Origin of the sequence: Pseudomonas sp. EA_35y_Pfl2_R5, from assembly GCF_963970805.1 — a bacterium.
Classification (GTDB): Bacteria; Pseudomonadota; Gammaproteobacteria; order Pseudomonadales; family Pseudomonadaceae; genus Aquipseudomonas.
This window is the reverse complement of sequence record NZ_CAXAOW010000001.1, coordinates 305,060-320,334: the sequence shown is the minus strand read 5'-3', so window position 1 is coordinate 320,334 and position 15,275 is coordinate 305,060. Positions and strand designations below refer to the sequence as shown.

13 protein-coding genes are annotated in these 15,275 nt (G+C 61.3%); 7 read left to right on the top strand and 6 right to left on the bottom strand.

Translation table 11 applies throughout. The annotated features are described in order from the left end of the window. Window positions 1–239: 239 nt before the first annotated feature. The 6 genes from AACX99_RS01410 to AACX99_RS01385 all read left to right on the top strand — a co-directional run bounded on the left by AACX99_RS01410 (window position 240) and on the right by AACX99_RS01385 (window position 5,467). Entirely contained in the window at window positions 240–1,502 is a 1,263-nt protein-coding gene (locus tag AACX99_RS01410) for an OprD family porin (RefSeq protein WP_339409065.1), read from the top strand. A gap of 178 nt (window positions 1,503–1,680) precedes the next feature. Continuing rightward, window positions 1,681–2,004, top strand: coding sequence for an ArsR/SmtB family transcription factor (locus AACX99_RS01405; RefSeq protein ID WP_339409064.1), 324 nt, complete (start codon window positions 1,681–1,683; stop codon window positions 2,002–2,004). Further along, complete coding sequence (locus tag AACX99_RS01400; protein ID WP_339409063.1) at window positions 2,004–2,435, top strand: YeeE/YedE family protein; 432 nt, start codon at window positions 2,004–2,006, stop codon at window positions 2,433–2,435. Before AACX99_RS01405 ends, AACX99_RS01400 begins: the two co-directional genes overlap by 1 nt. A 2-nt stretch (window positions 2,436–2,437) precedes the next feature. Beyond that, a complete protein-coding gene (locus AACX99_RS01395) occupies window positions 2,438–2,854 on the top strand; it encodes a DUF6691 family protein (protein ID WP_339409062.1) in 417 nt (138 codons plus the stop codon). Window positions 2,855–2,892: 38 nt separating this feature from the next. Then, on the top strand, window positions 2,893–3,756 hold the full coding sequence (locus AACX99_RS01390; RefSeq protein ID WP_339409061.1) for an MBL fold metallo-hydrolase: 864 nt from the start codon (window positions 2,893–2,895) through the stop codon (window positions 3,754–3,756). Then, window positions 3,746–5,467 carry a SulP family inorganic anion transporter gene (locus AACX99_RS01385; RefSeq protein WP_339409060.1) on the top strand — a complete coding sequence of 574 codons (1,722 nt, stop codon included), beginning with the start codon at window positions 3,746–3,748 and terminating at the stop codon, window positions 5,465–5,467. Before AACX99_RS01390 ends, AACX99_RS01385 begins: the two co-directional genes overlap by 11 nt. Window positions 5,468–5,474: 7 nt before the next feature. Here the strand turns inward: AACX99_RS01385 and mgtE are convergent, their stop codons facing one another. The 6 genes from mgtE to AACX99_RS01355 all read right to left on the bottom strand — a co-directional run bounded on the left by mgtE (window position 5,475) and on the right by AACX99_RS01355 (window position 14,241). Continuing rightward, window positions 5,475–7,115 (bottom strand): magnesium transporter, encoded by a 1,641-nt coding sequence (gene mgtE / locus AACX99_RS01380; protein ID WP_339409059.1) that lies wholly within the window; start codon window positions 7,113–7,115, stop codon window positions 5,475–5,477. Between the two features lie 78 nt (window positions 7,116–7,193). Then, window positions 7,194–8,300, bottom strand: a complete 1,107-nt coding sequence (gene aguA / locus AACX99_RS01375; protein ID WP_339409058.1) for an agmatine deiminase — start codon at window positions 8,298–8,300, stop codon at window positions 7,194–7,196. Window positions 8,301–8,407: 107 nt separating this feature from the next. Next, on the bottom strand, window positions 8,408–9,289 hold the full coding sequence (aguB, locus tag AACX99_RS01370) for an N-carbamoylputrescine amidase (protein ID WP_339409057.1): 882 nt from the start codon (window positions 9,287–9,289) through the stop codon (window positions 8,408–8,410). 300 nt (window positions 9,290–9,589) lie between these two features. Next, window positions 9,590–9,799, bottom strand: a complete 210-nt coding sequence (rmf, locus tag AACX99_RS01365) for a ribosome modulation factor (RefSeq protein ID WP_339409056.1) — start codon at window positions 9,797–9,799, stop codon at window positions 9,590–9,592. 310 nt (window positions 9,800–10,109) lie between these two features. Then, on the bottom strand, window positions 10,110–11,690 hold the full coding sequence (gene gshA / locus AACX99_RS01360; protein WP_339409055.1) for a glutamate--cysteine ligase: 1,581 nt from the start codon (window positions 11,688–11,690) through the stop codon (window positions 10,110–10,112). A 223-nt stretch (window positions 11,691–11,913) separates the two neighbouring features. Continuing rightward, the gene (locus AACX99_RS01355) at window positions 11,914–14,241 is read right to left on the bottom strand and encodes a Tex family protein (RefSeq protein ID WP_339409054.1); all 2,328 of its coding nucleotides are present in this window, start codon (window positions 14,239–14,241) and stop codon (window positions 11,914–11,916) included. A 226-nt stretch (window positions 14,242–14,467) separates the two neighbouring features. On the opposite strand from AACX99_RS01355, the gene ompR reads away from it, so the two are divergent. Further along, complete coding sequence (ompR, locus tag AACX99_RS01350; protein ID WP_090380028.1) at window positions 14,468–15,202, top strand: osmolarity response regulator transcription factor OmpR; 735 nt, start codon at window positions 14,468–14,470, stop codon at window positions 15,200–15,202. The last annotated feature ends 73 nt before the right edge of the window (window positions 15,203–15,275 follow it).

The window sequence follows — 15,275 nt, the reverse complement described above, 5'->3', positions numbered from 1 at the left end:
ACCCGCGCCATGATTTTTCCCTGTCCGCTGCCATGTCCTCATTTCCCAGCTCGCGCTGACTGTCTTCACGCGCTCACCTGATTTCGTTTATTGCATGGCCGCCCTGGCTGCGGTGGCTGTTCGCCTGCCTGGCACTTGGCCCTGCAATAACCCCTGGATTCGGTGCGCGCCTGCCACTTCATAAGTTGAAGACAGTACCTGTGCCGATGTGCAAACCACACACAACTGGAGTACACATAATGAGAAAGACCTCCCTGGCCCTAGCCGTTGCTGCCAGTACCCTGGGCTTGTCCCTGAGCCAAGTCGCCCATGCCGACTTTATCGGCGACAGCAAAGCCAGCCTCGAAGCGCGTAACTTCTACTTCAACCGCGACTTCCGTGAAGACGCGGGTCCGCACAAGTCCGAAGAGTGGGCTCAGGGGTTTATCCTGCGCGCTGAGTCGGGCTTCACCGAAGGCACCGTCGGTTTCGGTCTCGACGCCATCGGCATGCTCGGTTTCAAGCTGGACTCGGGAGACGGCACTGCAGGTAGTGGTCTGCTGGTTCCGGATCGTTCGTCCAATGGTTCGCAGGACAACTACTCCGGTCTGGCTGTAGCGGCCAAGGCCAAGGTTTCCAAAAGCACCCTGCGCGTCGGCCAGATGCAGTTCAAGAACCAGGCGATCGCCTCCAGCGATAGCCGCCTGCTGCCGCAAATTTTCCGCGGCGGTAACCTGGTATCCCAGGAAATTGATGGCCTGACTCTGGATGCGGGCTACCTCGATGAGGTCAACAACCGCAACTCGCAAGACTACGAAGACATGACCCTGAATACCTACTCCTTGAGCGGTATCCAAATTAAGGGTGGTGCCGTCAACCAGTCCAACGAGTTCGTCTTTGCTGGCGGTAACTACAAACTCACCAAGGATCTGACGGCGGGTTATTACTATTCCAATCTGGAAGACCTGTACAAACAGCACTCCTTCAATCTGGTGCATGTACTGCCGCTGGGCGACAAGCAGAGCCTGAAGACCGACGTGCGCTATGCTCGCTCCACCGATGACGGCCTGAGCAATGTCGATAACAAGGCATTCGGCGCGATGGTGACCTATGCCCTGAGCGGCCATAAATTTGGCCTCGGCTACCAGAAGATGAGTGGTGACACCGGTTTCGCCTATGTCGGTGGTACTGATCCGTTCCTGGTCAACTATGTGCAGATTGGCAACTTCGCGGCCAAGGACGAGAAGTCCTACCAAGCACGTTATGACTTCGACTTTGCTTCTGTTGGCGTGCCTGGTTTGACCTTTATGACGCGCTTCCTGTCGGGCGACAACATCGACCGCGGTCGCAACGTTTCTGAGGGTAAAGAGCGTGAGCGCAACACCGAACTGATGTATGTATTCCAAGAAGGCGCCCTGAAGAACCTGGGTGTGCGGTGGCGTAATGCGACCATGCGCAACAACTTCAGCCGTGACATCGACGAAAACCGTCTGATCGTCAGCTACACCCTGCCATTGCTCTGATTGTGGCGGTTTCAGGCTGAGCTGTTGCATCCAGCCCAGCCTGAGCAGCAAACCAAACCCGGACTCTGTTCCGGGTTTTTTATCACCTGCGATTTACCTCTGTGCAGTGACGCGGGCAGTGCTTGTCATTCATTCTATAAAAGAATAGATTGTTTTTATCTTAATTGAGCTGCTTGCCATGACGCTTGAACATCCACCAATCGATATCCAGCAACTGCGCGCCAATGCCGATTCGGCTGGGCAGTTGCTCAAGGCCCTGGGTAATCCGGATCGCCTGTTGTTGCTGTGTCAGCTGTCCCAGGGCGAACGCAATGTCAGCGAGCTGGAAACGCTGCTGGGTATTCAACAGCCGACGTTGTCGCAGCAGCTGGCGGTGTTGCGCCGTGAGGGCCTGGTGGAAACCCGGCGTGAGGGCAAGCAGATTTATTACCGCATCTGCAGCCCGGCCGCGCTGGCAGTGATCAACACCCTGTATCAGCTGTTCTGCGCCGGTGAGCATTGATGACTATCGATTGGTACAACTTCACGCCCGGGAGCGCCATGGCTGGCGGTGCGCTGATCGGTTTGGCGGCCAGCTTGTTCGTCGTGATGAATGGCAGGGTGGCCGGTATCAGCGGCCTGCTTGGCAGTCTGCTGGAGCGTGGTGAAGGGTGGGGCGAGAAGGGCCTGTTTCTGCTGGGCGTGCTGCTCTCGCCGCTGCTCTGGCAGCTGTTTGCCCACCTGCCCGAGATTGAACTTCACAGCAGCTGGCTGGCGCTGATCGTTGCCGGTTTGCTGGTCGGCGTCGGCACCCGCTATGGCGCAGGTTGTACCAGCGGGCATGGCGTCTGCGGCTTATCGAGGCTGTCCTCGCGCTCGCTGGCCGCCACCTTGAGCTTTATGGCCGCCGGTTTCGCCACGGTATTTGTCCTGCGCCATCTGCTGGGGGATTGAACATGCGCAGACTGATGGCCTTTCTCGCCGGTGTGATTTTTGGCATGGGTCTGCTGACCGCGGGTATGGCCAACCCGGCCAAGGTGCTGGCGTTTCTCGACCTGGCCGGGGCCTGGGACCCATCGCTGGCCCTGGTGATGGTGGCGGCGATTGGTGTGGCGTTTTTACCCTTCAGTTGGGCGCGCGCGCAGCGCAGCAGTTTGCTCGGTGCGCCGATGCAGTCGCCGGGCAAGCGCGAGCTGGATCGCCGGTTGATCGGTGGCAGCCTGTTGTTCGGTATCGGCTGGGGGGTTGCCGGCATCTGTCCGGGGCCGGCCGTGGCGATTCTGCTCACCGGGCGTTGGCAGGTGCTGTTGTTCGTGGCGGCCATGCTGGTGGGCATGGTTGTGTTTGCTGCGCTGGAACGCCGGCGCGGGTAATTGATGATCGGGAGATCACTATCAAAGCAGGAGCTGCCATGTCACCGCTAATTCAGGCCTTTTTCGACCCTGACACCTCGACCTACAGCTATGTGGTCAGTGATCCGGCCACTGGGCAGTGCGCCATTATCGATTCGGTGCTGGATTACGATGCGGCGGCCGGGCGAACTGCGACGGCCAGTGCCGACCGTCTGATCGCCTACGTGCGCGAGCATGGTCTGAGTGTGCAGTGGTTGCTGGAAACCCATGTGCATGCCGATCACCTGTCCGCCGCGCCCTATCTCAAGGCTGCCTTGGGTGGGCAATTGGCAATCGGTGGGCAGATCCGCGTGGTGCAGAACACCTTCGGCAAGTTGTTCAATGCCGGTGGCGAATTCGCCGTTGATGGCCGCCAGTTCGATCAGTTATTCCACGATGAGCAGGCGTTCCAGATCGGTTCACTCAACGCCCGCGCTCTGCACACGCCAGGGCATACCCCGGCCTGCATGACCTACCTGATCGGCGATGCGGCGTTTGTCGGCGACACCCTGTTTATGCCCGATTATGGCACCGCGCGCTGCGACTTCCCCGGCGGCGATGCGCGAGTCCTGTACCGTTCCATTGCCCGGCTATTTGCCTTGCCAGCCAGCACCCGGCTGTTTATGTGCCACGATTATCTGGCTCCAGGTCGTGAGCAGCATCGTTACCAAACTACGGTGGCGGAGCAGCGTGCGAACAACGTGCACGTGCATCAGGGCATTGATGAAGACGCGTTTGTTGCCATGCGTCAGGCCCGCGACGCGGGGCTGGGAATGCCTGCGCTGATGTTACCGGCAGTGCAGGTGAACATGCGTGCCGGCCATCTGCCGCCCGCCGAAGATAATGGCGTGCGCTACCTCAAGGTACCGTTGAATGCGTTATAAGTGGCCGCTACTCAACACCGTGCGCAACTACGACCGTAGTCAGGCAGGCCGCGATCTATTGGCGGCCTGCCTGATCTGCCTGTTGCTGGTGCCGCAAGCCTTGGCCTATGCGCAGTTAGCCGGGTTGCCAGCGGTGGCGGGGATGTACGCGAGTATCTTGCCGTTGGTGGTGTATGCGTTGATCGGTGCAAGCCCTGGGGTGGCCATGTCATTCGGGCCGGTGGCGGTCTTGTCACTGATGACCGCGGCGGCATTAGCGCCGATCGCGGTGGCCGGTAGCGACGCTTACAGTGCGGCCGCGATCGGGCTGACGCTGCTGGTCGGTGCGCTGTTGTTGTTGATGGGGCTGTTGCGCCTGGGCTTTATTGCCAACTTTCTCAGCCATCCAGTGATCTCTGGGTTCGTCAGTGGCGCGGCAGTGCTGATTGCGGTGAGTCAGCTGCGTTATTTACTGGGGGTGTCCGTTGATGGTCTGACCCTGCCGCAGGTGCTTCCCGCTTTATACGTCCAATTGCCGGCGTTACATAAACCGACCCTGCTGCTGGGCGTGGTGAGCTTGGTGGTACTGGTGGTGTTGCGCAATCTGAGTCTGTTGGGCGTGTCAGTTGCTTGGGCGCTGCGGCTGAAGCAGCTCAGCGCCTTGTTGGTGATGCTGTTGGCCATGTCCGTAGGCGGTCTTTTGCAACTGGAGGCCTATGGGGTCAGAGTTGTGGGGCAGATCCCGTCGGGGCTGCCGACATTGGGTTTACCGAACCTGGAGCTGGGCCTGTTACGTGAGCTGCTACCGGCCGCGCTGTTGATTGCTCTGGTGGGGTTTATCGAGTCCATCTCCATTGCTCAAAGCCTGGCTATGCGCAAGCGTCAATTGATCCGCCCTGATCTGGAGCTGCTGGGCCAGGGCGCAGCCAATGTGGCCTCGGCCTTTAGCGGCGGGATGCCAGTGGCGGCGAGTTTTTCCCGTTCTGCGGTGGCCCGGCAAAGCAATATGGCTACGCCGCTGGTGGGTATTTTTGCGGCGGGTTTGATGTTGGCCGCGGTGCTCGGCCTGGCCCCGGTATTGCGCCATCTGCCACAGGCGGTATTGGCGGCGAGTATTCTGGTGGCGGTGCTTGGCCTGATTGATGTGCCGACCTTCCGTCACACCTGGCGCTACTCAAAAGCGGAAGGCTGCGCACAGTTAGCCACCTTCTTCGGCGTGCTGTTACAAGGTGTGGAGGCCGGCATTATGCTCGGCGTTGCCCTGTCACTGTTGTTGTTCCTCTGGCGCACCAGCCGGCCGCATATGGCTGTTGTCGGGCAGGTTCCGGGCAGCCAGCATTTTCGCAATGTCCAGCGCTATGACACGGTGCAGAGCGCGAGCGTGCTGTCGCTGCGGGTTGATGAAAGCCTGTATTTTCCCAACGCACGCTACCTGGAGGCCCGCATCGGCGAGCTGATTGCCGTGAGTCCTGAGGTCCGTCATCTGGTGCTGATGTGCTCAGGGGTCAATCAGATTGATGCCAGTGCGCTGGACGCCCTCGAAGCAATTGCCGAACAGTTGCAAAGTGCCGAGGTGCAGCTGCACCTGTCTGAAGTCAAAGGGCCGGTGATGGATAGGTTGCTGCGTTCGGACTTTCTCGAGCGCTTTGGCGGGCAGGTGTTTATCAGCCACTATCAGGCGCTGTGCACGCTAGACCCCGTGTGTGCTGTGCGTGCACTGACGCCGCAATAGCTGGCGCCTAGAGCAGCAGAATGGTCGCCAGGCCAAGAAAGGCAAAGAAGCCGATCACATCTGTAACCGTGGTCAGAATCACACTACCGGCCAGCGCCGGGTCAATGCCCATGCGGTGCAGCAACAGCGGAATGCCCCATCCGGACAGTGTGGCGCAGAGCAGGTTGAGCAGGATCGCTGCACCCAGCACCGCACCAATCCCCCAGTTGTCAAACCAGGCAACAGCGAGCAGGGCAATGACCACTGACCAGAGTATGCCGTTGAGGATGGAGATCCCCAGCTCGCGGTTTAGCAAAATGCGGATATTGCCTTTTTGCACCTGGCCCAAGGCCAGGCCGCGGATGACCAGGGTCAGGGTCTGGCTGCCGGCAATGCCGCCCATACTGGCGACAATCGGCATCAGTACTGCAAGAGCGACCAGTTGCTCCAGGGTCGCTTGAAACAAACCGATGACCCAGGCGGCGCCGAAGGCGGTGATCAGGTTGATGCCTAGCCACAGGGCACGACGGCGTGCGCTGACCAGCACGGGGGCGAAGATGTCGGCCTCGTCATCCAGGCCGGCCATGTGCATCAGGGCGCGGTCGGAGTTTTCGCGAATCAGGTCAATCACGTCGTCCACGGTAATCCGCCCGAGCAGGCGGTTGTGCTCATCGACCACGGGCGCAGAGAGCAGGTCGTGATCCTGAAACAGCTGGGCGACTTCATTGCTGTTGGTGGTGACAACGATTCCGGCGATGTCGTGGTGCATCAGCTCGCTGACGCGCTGATCGAGTTCAGCCGTGACCAGCTCGCTCAGACGCAGGGCGCCCTGGTAATGGCCTTTACGGTCGACCACCATCAGCAAGTCGGTTTGTGGCGGCAGGCGTTCGAGCAGGCGCAGGTAGCGCAAAATGGCACCGGCCTGGACATCGGCGCGCACCTGAATGGGGTCGGCGTTCATCAGGCCACCCGCTGAGTTCTCTGGGTAGGACAGCATCGACTCAAGCTGCTGGCGTTGCGCCGTGCTGCTGGCGTGCAGCAACTGCTTACCCAGCTTGGCTGGCAAGGCCTGGATCAGGTCGACGCGATCATCCAGCTCAAGTTTGGCGGTGGCGGCGATCAGGTCCTCAGGTTCGAGCTCCAGGGCCAGCGCGGTACGGATTTCATCATGCAGGTAGGTGAGCACTTTGCCCGCCCGCTCGGTTTCCACCATGCTCCAGGCGCTGTAGCGCTCTGCCGGTGGCATGGCTTCGAGCAGGCCGGCGACTTTGGCCGGATGCATGCGTTGTAGCAGTTTGCCTAGGCGTTTGAGTTTGCCGTGGGCCAGTGCCTGGCGCACGGCCTCCAACTGGCTCGTATGGCTGTTGTCAGGCTCATCACCCGCTAGGCCTGATTCGGCAGAGTCACCGGCCAGTTGCACCCTCAGGCTCGGGCTCAGGTGGTGCAGGGTGCGCTCTTCCAGCTCGGGTCCGATCTGTTGCCACAGCATCAGGCGTTGCTCGGTATCCAGCAGCTCCAGCAATGCGGCAATTTTTCCGGGATGCATGCGTGCCAGCAGTTTGCGCACGCGCTTGTTCTTGCCGCTGCCGAGTGCCTGGGTGATGGCCTCGCTTTCTGTGCGGCTATGGGGGGGCTGGTTGTCGTGGGGTGTGGCAGGAGTTGGCTTCATGGACTCAGCCTAACATCCGCCTGTTAAGTGCGCCCAGTGGGGGACTGTTGCTGTGGTCAGTCACCCCACTGGGTGTTGTCAGGCCAACTGTGGCGCGGGTTGCTGTTGAGTAATGCAGTGGATATTACCGCCGCCCAAGAGAATTTCTCGACCCGGTACCATTACCACGCGGTGCTGCGGGAACAGGCGGCGCAGGATCGCTTCGGCTTCGGCGTCCTTGGCGTCGTCAAACTTGGGCGCGATGATGCCGCCGTTGACGATGAGGAAGTTGACGTAGGAGCCGGCCAGGCGGATCGACGGATCACGCTCCTGGGTGCCGGCCACCAGATCCACCCCCGCACACTCTTCATCACTGGCATACAACGGGCCGGGAATCGGCATCTTGTGCACGATCAGTTGACGGCCCTTGGCATCGCGCGCGCTTTCCAGCACGCGCATGGCCGCCTGGCAGCGTGGGTAGTTCGGGTCGGTGGCATCGTCAGTCCAGGCCAGCAGCACTTCACCGGGGCGCACGTAGCAGCAGAAGTTGTCGACGTGGCCGTCAGTCTCGTCGTTGAACAGGCCGTCCGGCAGCCAGATCACGCTGTTGATGGCCAGGTGATCGGCCAGGTACTGCTCGATTTGCTCACGGTTCAGGTGTGGGTTGCGGTTGGGGTTGAGCAAGCATTCCTCGGTGGTGATCAGGGTGCCTTCGCCGTCGACATGAATCGAACCGCCTTCGAGGATCAGCTCATCGGTACGGTAGCGCTGCTGCCCTTCGATCTGCAGGATCTTGCGCGCCACCTGATCATCACGCACCCAGTTGGCGTACAGCCCGCCATTCAGGCCGCCCCAGGCGTTGAATGCCCAGTCCACACCGCGCACTTCGCCGCTGCTGTTAGTGACGAAGGTTGGCCCGGTGTCGCGTACCCAGGCGTCGTCGGTGGTGATTTCCACCACGCGAATATTGCTGTGGACCAGGCGCTCGCAGGCGTTCTCGTACTGGCCGGCAGACACGCACACGGTCACCGGTTCGAACTCGGCAATCGCCCTGGCCACTGCGGTGAACGCAGCTTGCGCAGGCTTGCCGCCCAGGCGCCAGTTATCCGGGCGCTCGGGCCAGACCATCCAGGTCTGGCTGTGGCTTTCCCATTCGGCGGGCATGCGGAAGCCGTCGGCGCGTGGGGTAGTCGTCAGGGTTGTCATAGGGTCACCAAAACATTGAGCGGGACGGATGGGGCGAGTGTTGATTCCCATCGAGGGTCATGATGGGTATCGACACTGCGCGACTCAACCCATCCTACGAGGCGTTTTTACTCGGAGGCCAGATGACCGTCGAGGGTTTTTAGCGGGCCGTAGAGGTTAGGGCGGCGGTCACGGAAGCTGCCCCAGGCGCTGCGGATATGCTCCAGCTGATCCAGGTCGAAGCTGTGCATCAGCACCGCTTCGTCGGTTTCGTTGGCTTCCTGCACCTTGGCGCCGAACTGGTCGGCGATAAACGAGGAGCCATAGAAATTGATGTGGTAGTCGCCCTGGTCTTCACGGCCGATGCGGTTGCTGGCAATCAGCGGCATCAGGTTGGCGCCGGCGTGGCCCTGTTGCACGCGCTGCCAATGATCGCGTGAGCTGATGCTCGGGTCATGCGGCTCGCTGCCGATGGCGGTCGGGTAGAACAGAATTTCGGCACCGAGCAGCGCCATGCTGCGCGCGCACTCGGGGAACCACTGGTCCCAGCAGATGCCCACGCCGATCTTGGCGTAGCGGGTGTTCCACACCTTGAAGCCGCTGTCGCCGGGGTTGAAGTAGTACTTCTCGTGGTAGCCCGGGCCGTCCGGGATATGGCTTTTCCGATAAATCCCGAGGTTGCTGCCGTCGGCGTCGATGAGCGCGATGCTGTTGAAACGCGCGCGGCCGGCCAGTTCATAGAAGCTGATCGGCAGGACCACCTGCAGTTCCTTGGCGACTTTCTGGAAGTGCAGAATCGCCGGGTTGCTCTCGGCCGGCGTAGCCAGTTGCAAATAGTCCGGGTTGGGCTTCTGGCAGAAGTACGGCGCCTCGAACAGCTCTTGCAGCAGGATGATCTGTGCGCCCTTGCCGGCGGCCTGACGCACCAGCCGCTCAGCGTTGGCGAGATTCGCGGCGGTGTCCCAGGAACAGGCCATCTGGGTGGCGGCGACGGTAACGATACGGGGCATGGTTTGGCACCTCAAGAGCAGTTGGGGCGGTCATCTGACACTAGCAGAGGCCTGCGGCTGTGCCATGCCTCGCGGGTAGGTCATGGCAGTGGATGACCTATATATATCCGATAAAAATCGGCATTAGAAGCAAAATTTAAGACGCCTGATAAGTTTTTATCGATTTATATCGAATAAAAATCGAATAATACGCTATGGCAAAGCAAACGCCGATCAAAGACAAGACGAAACGCCGCCGAGCAGGCTGAAGTGCCGCGGGCGTTAACAGTGTGGGCAAGTGAAGATTGGGTGGAGCGAGGGTTAGGCGCTGTAGCGTTTGTGCAGCTCGAATTGCTCGTGGCCGTCATCCCAGCCGGCTTCCCAGGCAGCGATCAACACATCGGCGGCGAGCCCGCGCGGGGTGTTGGCTTGTCCGGTCAGCCCTGCCATGTAGCCCTGTTGGTAAGCCTTGTTAAGGCTTTCCAGGCTCCAGTGCTGGTCATCTTCCGTGTTGAGGTTGGGGCAGGCCATGGCGGCAGCTCGCAGTGGATTTACCCGTGCAATGCTAGCCGCATCGCTTAGGCAGGGCTGCGCCGCTGATCCCGCTTTTGCCACCGCTGACGGTTTATGTGATGCAGTTGGCGAAATGCCGGCTTATCGGTAAGACCTTGTTTAGAGGCTGGCGAGCTAGAGCCATGCAAGGCGCTACGTCAGTAACAGCCTCCGGCTGGTCAAAACGGCGAGGAAGCGGAGTGTACGGTACGTGAGTATTCCGACTGGGCTCGCATCCGAGCCCGTGTTTAACGCCGCAGGGCCGACGCACAGCAGACCGTAAACAGGGTTAAACCGTGAGGGCCAGGATGCTGGCCTGATAGGCGGCAGCAAAACTGTCGAAGTCGCCTTGTTCCTGGGCTTCCAGTTCGGCTTGGTCTTGAATCGACTGGGCGGCTCTGGATTCGAAGGCGGCCTGCTGCTCAGTGCTTAACGGTTGGCTGCGGAAGTAGTCGGCGTGCAGCTTGCTCTGGCGCAATGCGAATTCGGTAAAGCTCAGGCCTTGTTGCAGCTCTGCCAGCACCTGTGCCGACGGCGTCAGGCTGACATCGGCAACCTTGGCCTGTTGCGCCTGTAGGGCCAGGCAGTGGGCGTCGCCACCGTGACTTTGATCGAGCAACTCGGCCAGCGGCAGGATTTGTTCGAGCAACTCGCTGGCCCAGTCTTGCAGCGCTACTGGCTGAGCATTGCGTTGCAGCTGCAGGCCCGGACGGCGACCTTCCTTGACCACGCTCAGGAAGTTGTCGGTGCAGGCATGGCATTCGTCGCTTTCCAGCAGCGGGCTGTCGGCCAGTGCGCAGAACAGCAGGAAAGCGTCGAGGAAACGCGACTCGGTCAGGTCGATACCCAGTGGCAGGAACGGATTGATGTCCAGACAGCGCACTTCAACGTACTGCACGCCACGGGCCATCAGCGCCTGGATCGGCCGCTCACCGCTGTAAGTCACACGCTTGGGGCGGATGTTGGAGTAGTACTCGTTCTCGATCTGCAGGATATGGGTGTTCAGCTGCAGCCACTCACCGTCCTTCTTCGCGCCGATTTCCACATAGGGTGGGTAAGGCGTGCCTACCGCCTGGCGCAGGCTGTCGGTGTAGCTGGTGAGGTCGTTGTAGCAGGGCGTCAGGCCGGCTTGGGCATTGCTCTGGTAGCCCAGGTCGCTCATACGCAGGCTAGTGGCATAAGGCAGGTAGAGGGTGTCGGCGTCCAGCTCCTGCAGCTGATGCGGATTGCCGCGCATAAAGCCCTTGTGCAACGCCGGCGAGACACCGAATAGGTACATCAGCAGCCAGCTGTAACGGCGGAAGTTACGGATCAGCGCGATATAGCGCGCCGACTGGTAATCCCGCGCGCTGCGCGTATCGCCTTCGGCCTGTTGCTGCAGTTGCCACAGCGCGTCGGGCAGGGAGAAGTTGTAGTGGATGCCTGCGATGCACTGCATGGTTTTGCCATAACGCAGGGCCAGCCCCTTGCGGTAGACATACTTGAGCTCGCCAATATGCGAGCTGCCGTAGCGGGCGATCGGGATTGTTTCTTCATCCGGCAAGGCGCAGGGCATCGACGGGCTCCACAGGAATTCGCCGTCCAGCTTGCTGTAGGCGAAGCGGTGGATCTGTTCGAGATCGGCCAAGGTCGCTGCCGGGTCCGGTTCGGCCGGGGTGATAAATTCCAGCAGCGATTCGGAGTAGTCGGTGGTGATCTGTGTGTGGGTCAGCGCCGAGCCAAGGGCGGCCGGGTGCGGCGTCAGCGCCAGCTGGCCATCACTATCGACGCGCAGGCATTCGCGCTCGATACCGTGCAGGCATTGGGAAAGCAGGGAGAGGTTGGCGCGCTCGCCAAGCTGGGCCAGGCGGCGGGTTAACAGGTCGCTCAAGATTGCATTCCTTCACGCATCGGTCGCCTCAATATGGGGACAACACGCGTGCTCTACAAGGGGGCGAGAAAACCGCGTTCAGCGGTCGATAGCGCTTTATAACCCGAGGCGGGTGAAGAAGGTTATAGCTGCGCGCAGTGCATTTGCGTCAGGGCGACGCGGGAGGGGCGGGCGCGAGGCCCACGGACATAGATCGTATGTCCGTGGGCCTGCGGGCGTTGGCTTATTTCTTCAGTTGTTTGGCATTGGCAAACAGCGCTGCCATGCCGCCGCTGGCTGGCGCGGGCTTGTCCTGGCTGGAATGGCGTTCGCTGCGCGGCGCGTTGCCGCCCGGCTTGCCGCCACGGGATTGCCCGCCACGCGCCCCTTCGATTTTCTCGCCTGGGGTGTCGCCCATGCGCATCGACAGGGCAATGCGGTTACGCGGGATGTCGACTTCCATGACCTTGACCTTGACCACGTCGCCAGCCTTGACCGCCTCGTGTGGATCCTTGATGAATTTCTCCGACAGCGCCGAGATATGCACCAGACCGTCCTGGTGTACGCCGATATCGACGAAGGCGCCGAAGTTGGTCACGTTGGTCACCACGCCCTCGAGCATCATCCCCAGTTTGAGGTCATTGAGGGTTTCCACGCCTTCCTGGAACTCGGCGGTCTTGAACTCTGGGCGCGGGTCGCGGCCGGGCTTTTCCAGCTCACTCAAGATATCGCCGATGGTCACCAGGCCGAACTTATCGTCGGTGAACTGCTTCGGGTCGAGGCGCTTGAGAAAGCCCGAGTCGCCGATCAGCGAGCGGATATCGCGGCCGGTGTCGGCAGCGATGCGCTGCACCAGCGGGTAGGTTTCCGGGTGCACGGCGGAGGCGTCGAGCGGATTGCTGCCGTTCATCACCCTGAGGAAGCCGGCGGCCTGCTCGAAGGTTTTGTCGCCCAGGCGCGGCACCTTGAGCAGGTCGGCGCGGCTGTTGAACGCGCCGTTGGCGTCACGGAAGGCGACGATATTCTGCGCCAGGGTGGTGTTCAGCCCGGAAATACGCGCCAGCAGCGCGGCGGAAGCGGTGTTCACATCCACGCCGACGGCGTTTACGCAGTCCTCGACCACCGCATCCAGCGAGCGCGCGAGCTTGAGCTGCGACACGTCGTGCTGGTACTGGCCGACACCGATGGATTTCGGGTCGATCTTCACCAGTTCGGCCAGCGGGTCCTGCAGGCGGCGGGCGATGGACACTGCTCCACGCAGCGACACGTCCATATCCGGGAATTCCTTGGCGGCCAGTTCCGAAGCGGAATACACCGAGGCGCCCGCTTCACTGACCATGACTTTGGTCAGATTTAGGCCCGGCAGCTTCTTGATCAGGTCGGCAGCCAGTTTGTCGGTTTCGCGGCTGGCGGTGCCGTTGCCGATGGAGATCAGGTCGACGGCGTGTTTGGCGCACAGCTTGGCCAGGATCGCTAATGTGCCGTCCCAGTCATTGCGCGGCGCATGCGGGTAAACGGTGGAGGTTTCCAGCACCTTGCCGGTGGCATCGACTACCGCCACCTTGCAGCCGGTGCGCAGGCCCGGGTCCAGTGCCAGGGTGGCGCGCGGGCCGGCCGGGGCGGCGAGCAGCAGGTCGTGCAGGTTGCGCGCAAACACGTTGATCGCCTCGTCTTCGGCGGCTTCACGCAGCTCGCCGAACAGGTCGGTTTCCAGGTGGGTGTAGAGCTTGACCTTCCAGGTCCAACGCACCACTTCGCCCAGCCATTTGTCCGCTGCGCGGCCGCGGGCGGAAATGCCGAAGCGCTCGCCGATCATGCCTTCGCAGGGGTGCATGGCCCCTGGGATTTCCTCGCCAACTTTCAGGCTGGCGCTGAGGATGCCTTCGTTACGACCGCGGAAAATCGCCAGAGCGCGGTGCGAGGGCGCGCCCTTGAGCTTCTCGTCGTGTTCGAAGTAATCGCGGAACTTGGCGCCTTCGTTCTCTTTGCCGGCGACTACACGGGCGCTGAGGATAGCGTTGTCCTTGAGGTAGCTGCGCAGGCTGGCCAGCAGGTTGGCGTCCTCGGCGAAGCGTTCCATGAGGATGTATTTGGCGCCTTCGAGCACGGCCTTGATGTCGGCAAAGCCTTTTTCGGCGTCGATAAAACGTTCGGCTTCGCTCTCGGGGTTCAGCGTCGGGTCATTGAACAGCGCGTCCGCCAGTTCGCCGAGGCCGGCTTCCAGGGCGATCTGGCCCTTGGTGCGGCGCTTCTGTTTGAACGGCAGGTAGAGGTCTTCCAGGCGGGTCTTGGTGTCGGCCAGGTTGATCTCGCGGGCGAGCTCGGCGGTCAGTTTGCCCTGTTCCTCGATGCTGGCGAGGATGCTGGCGCGGCGCTCGTCCAGCTCGCGCAGGTAGCGCAGACGCTCTTCCAGGGTGCGCAACTGGGTGTCATCCAGGCTGCCGGTGACCTCTTTGCGGTAGCGCGCGATAAACGGCACGGTGGAGCCTTCATCGAGCAGTGCCACGGCGGCGGCGACCTGTTGCGGGCGTACGCCCAGTTCTTCGGCGATGCGGTTGTTGATGCTGAGCATATAAAAAGCTACCCACACGGAAACGAAAAACCGGCCACGCAGAGCACGGGCCAGACACGAAAGCCGCGCATTATAAACACTGCCCGGCAGTGCGCCGGGAACCAGTCGGGGAAAAATCTGCTAACAATGGGCTGCACGTCGGCTGCGGCTCCTGAGCCATAATGCCGGCCATTGCCACACTGCCAGCGCGCCCGCGCCCGGCGGATGCCCGGACAAGGAGCCCTGAATGAGCAGCACTGCACTTCCCGCTGAAGGCGAAAAAATCCTTATCGTTGACGACGACGCGCGCCTGCGTCGCCTGCTTGAGCGCTTCTTCGACGAGCAGGGCTACCGCGTGCGTGCGGTGGAAAACGTCGAGCAGATGGACCGTTTGCTGGCGCGCGAGCTGTTCAATCTGGTGGTCCTCGACCTGATGCTGCCGGGCGAGGACGGCCTGTCTGCCTGCCGCCGTCTGCGTGAGGCGAACAATCAGGTGCCGATCATCATGCTCACCGCCAAGGGCGACGAGGCCAGCCGTATCCAGGGCCTGGAACTGGGCGCCGACGATTACCTGGCCAAGCCGTTCAACCCGCGCGAGCTGCTGGCGCGGATCAAGGCCGTGCTACGCCGCCAGGCGCCGGTAGTGCCAGGCGCGCCGGGCAGCGAAGACGAGAGCGTGAGTTTCGGCGACTACGAACTGTCCCTGGCCACTCGCGAACTGAAGAAGGGTGATGAGGTGCATATGCTCACCACTGGTGAGTTCGCTGTGCTCAAGGCGCTGGTGCAGCACGCCCGCGAGCCGCTGACCCGCGACAAGCTGATGAATCTGGCCCGGGGCCGCGAGTGGGATGCGCTGGAGCGTTCCATCGACGTGCAGATTTCCCGCCTGCGCCGCTTGATCGAACCCGATCCGTCCAAGCCGCGCTATATCCAGACGGTCTGGGGCGTGGGTTATGTGTTTGTGCCGGATGGCAATAAGTAACTGCCGTAGGGTGGAGGACGCTTTATTCATCCACCTCTGTTTCTGCTCGGTGGATCGATGAGGCGCGATCCAC

What these genes read in the sequence shown, in the direction of transcription:
- AACX99_RS01405 (WP_339409064.1), top strand. Translation starts at nt 1,681, where the DNA reads ATGACGCTTGAACATCCACCAATCGATATCCAGCAACTGCGCGCCAAT.
- rmf (WP_339409056.1), bottom strand. Translation starts at nt 9,799, where the DNA reads ATGGCCTGCCCCAACCTCAACACGGAAGATGACCAGCACTGGAGCCTG.
- aguB (WP_339409057.1), bottom strand. Translation starts at nt 9,289, where the DNA reads ATGCCCCGTATCGTTACCGTCGCCGCCACCCAGATGGCCTGTTCCTGG.
- AACX99_RS01395 (WP_339409062.1), top strand. Translation starts at nt 2,438, where the DNA reads ATGCGCAGACTGATGGCCTTTCTCGCCGGTGTGATTTTTGGCATGGGT.
- AACX99_RS01385 (WP_339409060.1), top strand. Translation starts at nt 3,746, where the DNA reads ATGCGTTATAAGTGGCCGCTACTCAACACCGTGCGCAACTACGACCGT.
- mgtE (WP_339409059.1), bottom strand. Translation starts at nt 7,115, where the DNA reads ATGAAGCCAACTCCTGCCACACCCCACGACAACCAGCCCCCCCATAGC.
- AACX99_RS01410 (WP_339409065.1), top strand. Translation starts at nt 240, where the DNA reads ATGAGAAAGACCTCCCTGGCCCTAGCCGTTGCTGCCAGTACCCTGGGC.
- ompR (WP_090380028.1), top strand. Translation starts at nt 14,468, where the DNA reads ATGAGCAGCACTGCACTTCCCGCTGAAGGCGAAAAAATCCTTATCGTT.
- AACX99_RS01400 (WP_339409063.1), top strand. Translation starts at nt 2,004, where the DNA reads ATGACTATCGATTGGTACAACTTCACGCCCGGGAGCGCCATGGCTGGC.
- AACX99_RS01355 (WP_339409054.1), bottom strand. Translation starts at nt 14,241, where the DNA reads ATGCTCAGCATCAACAACCGCATCGCCGAAGAACTGGGCGTACGCCCG.
- AACX99_RS01390 (WP_339409061.1), top strand. Translation starts at nt 2,893, where the DNA reads ATGTCACCGCTAATTCAGGCCTTTTTCGACCCTGACACCTCGACCTAC.
- aguA (WP_339409058.1), bottom strand. Translation starts at nt 8,300, where the DNA reads ATGACAACCCTGACGACTACCCCACGCGCCGACGGCTTCCGCATGCCC.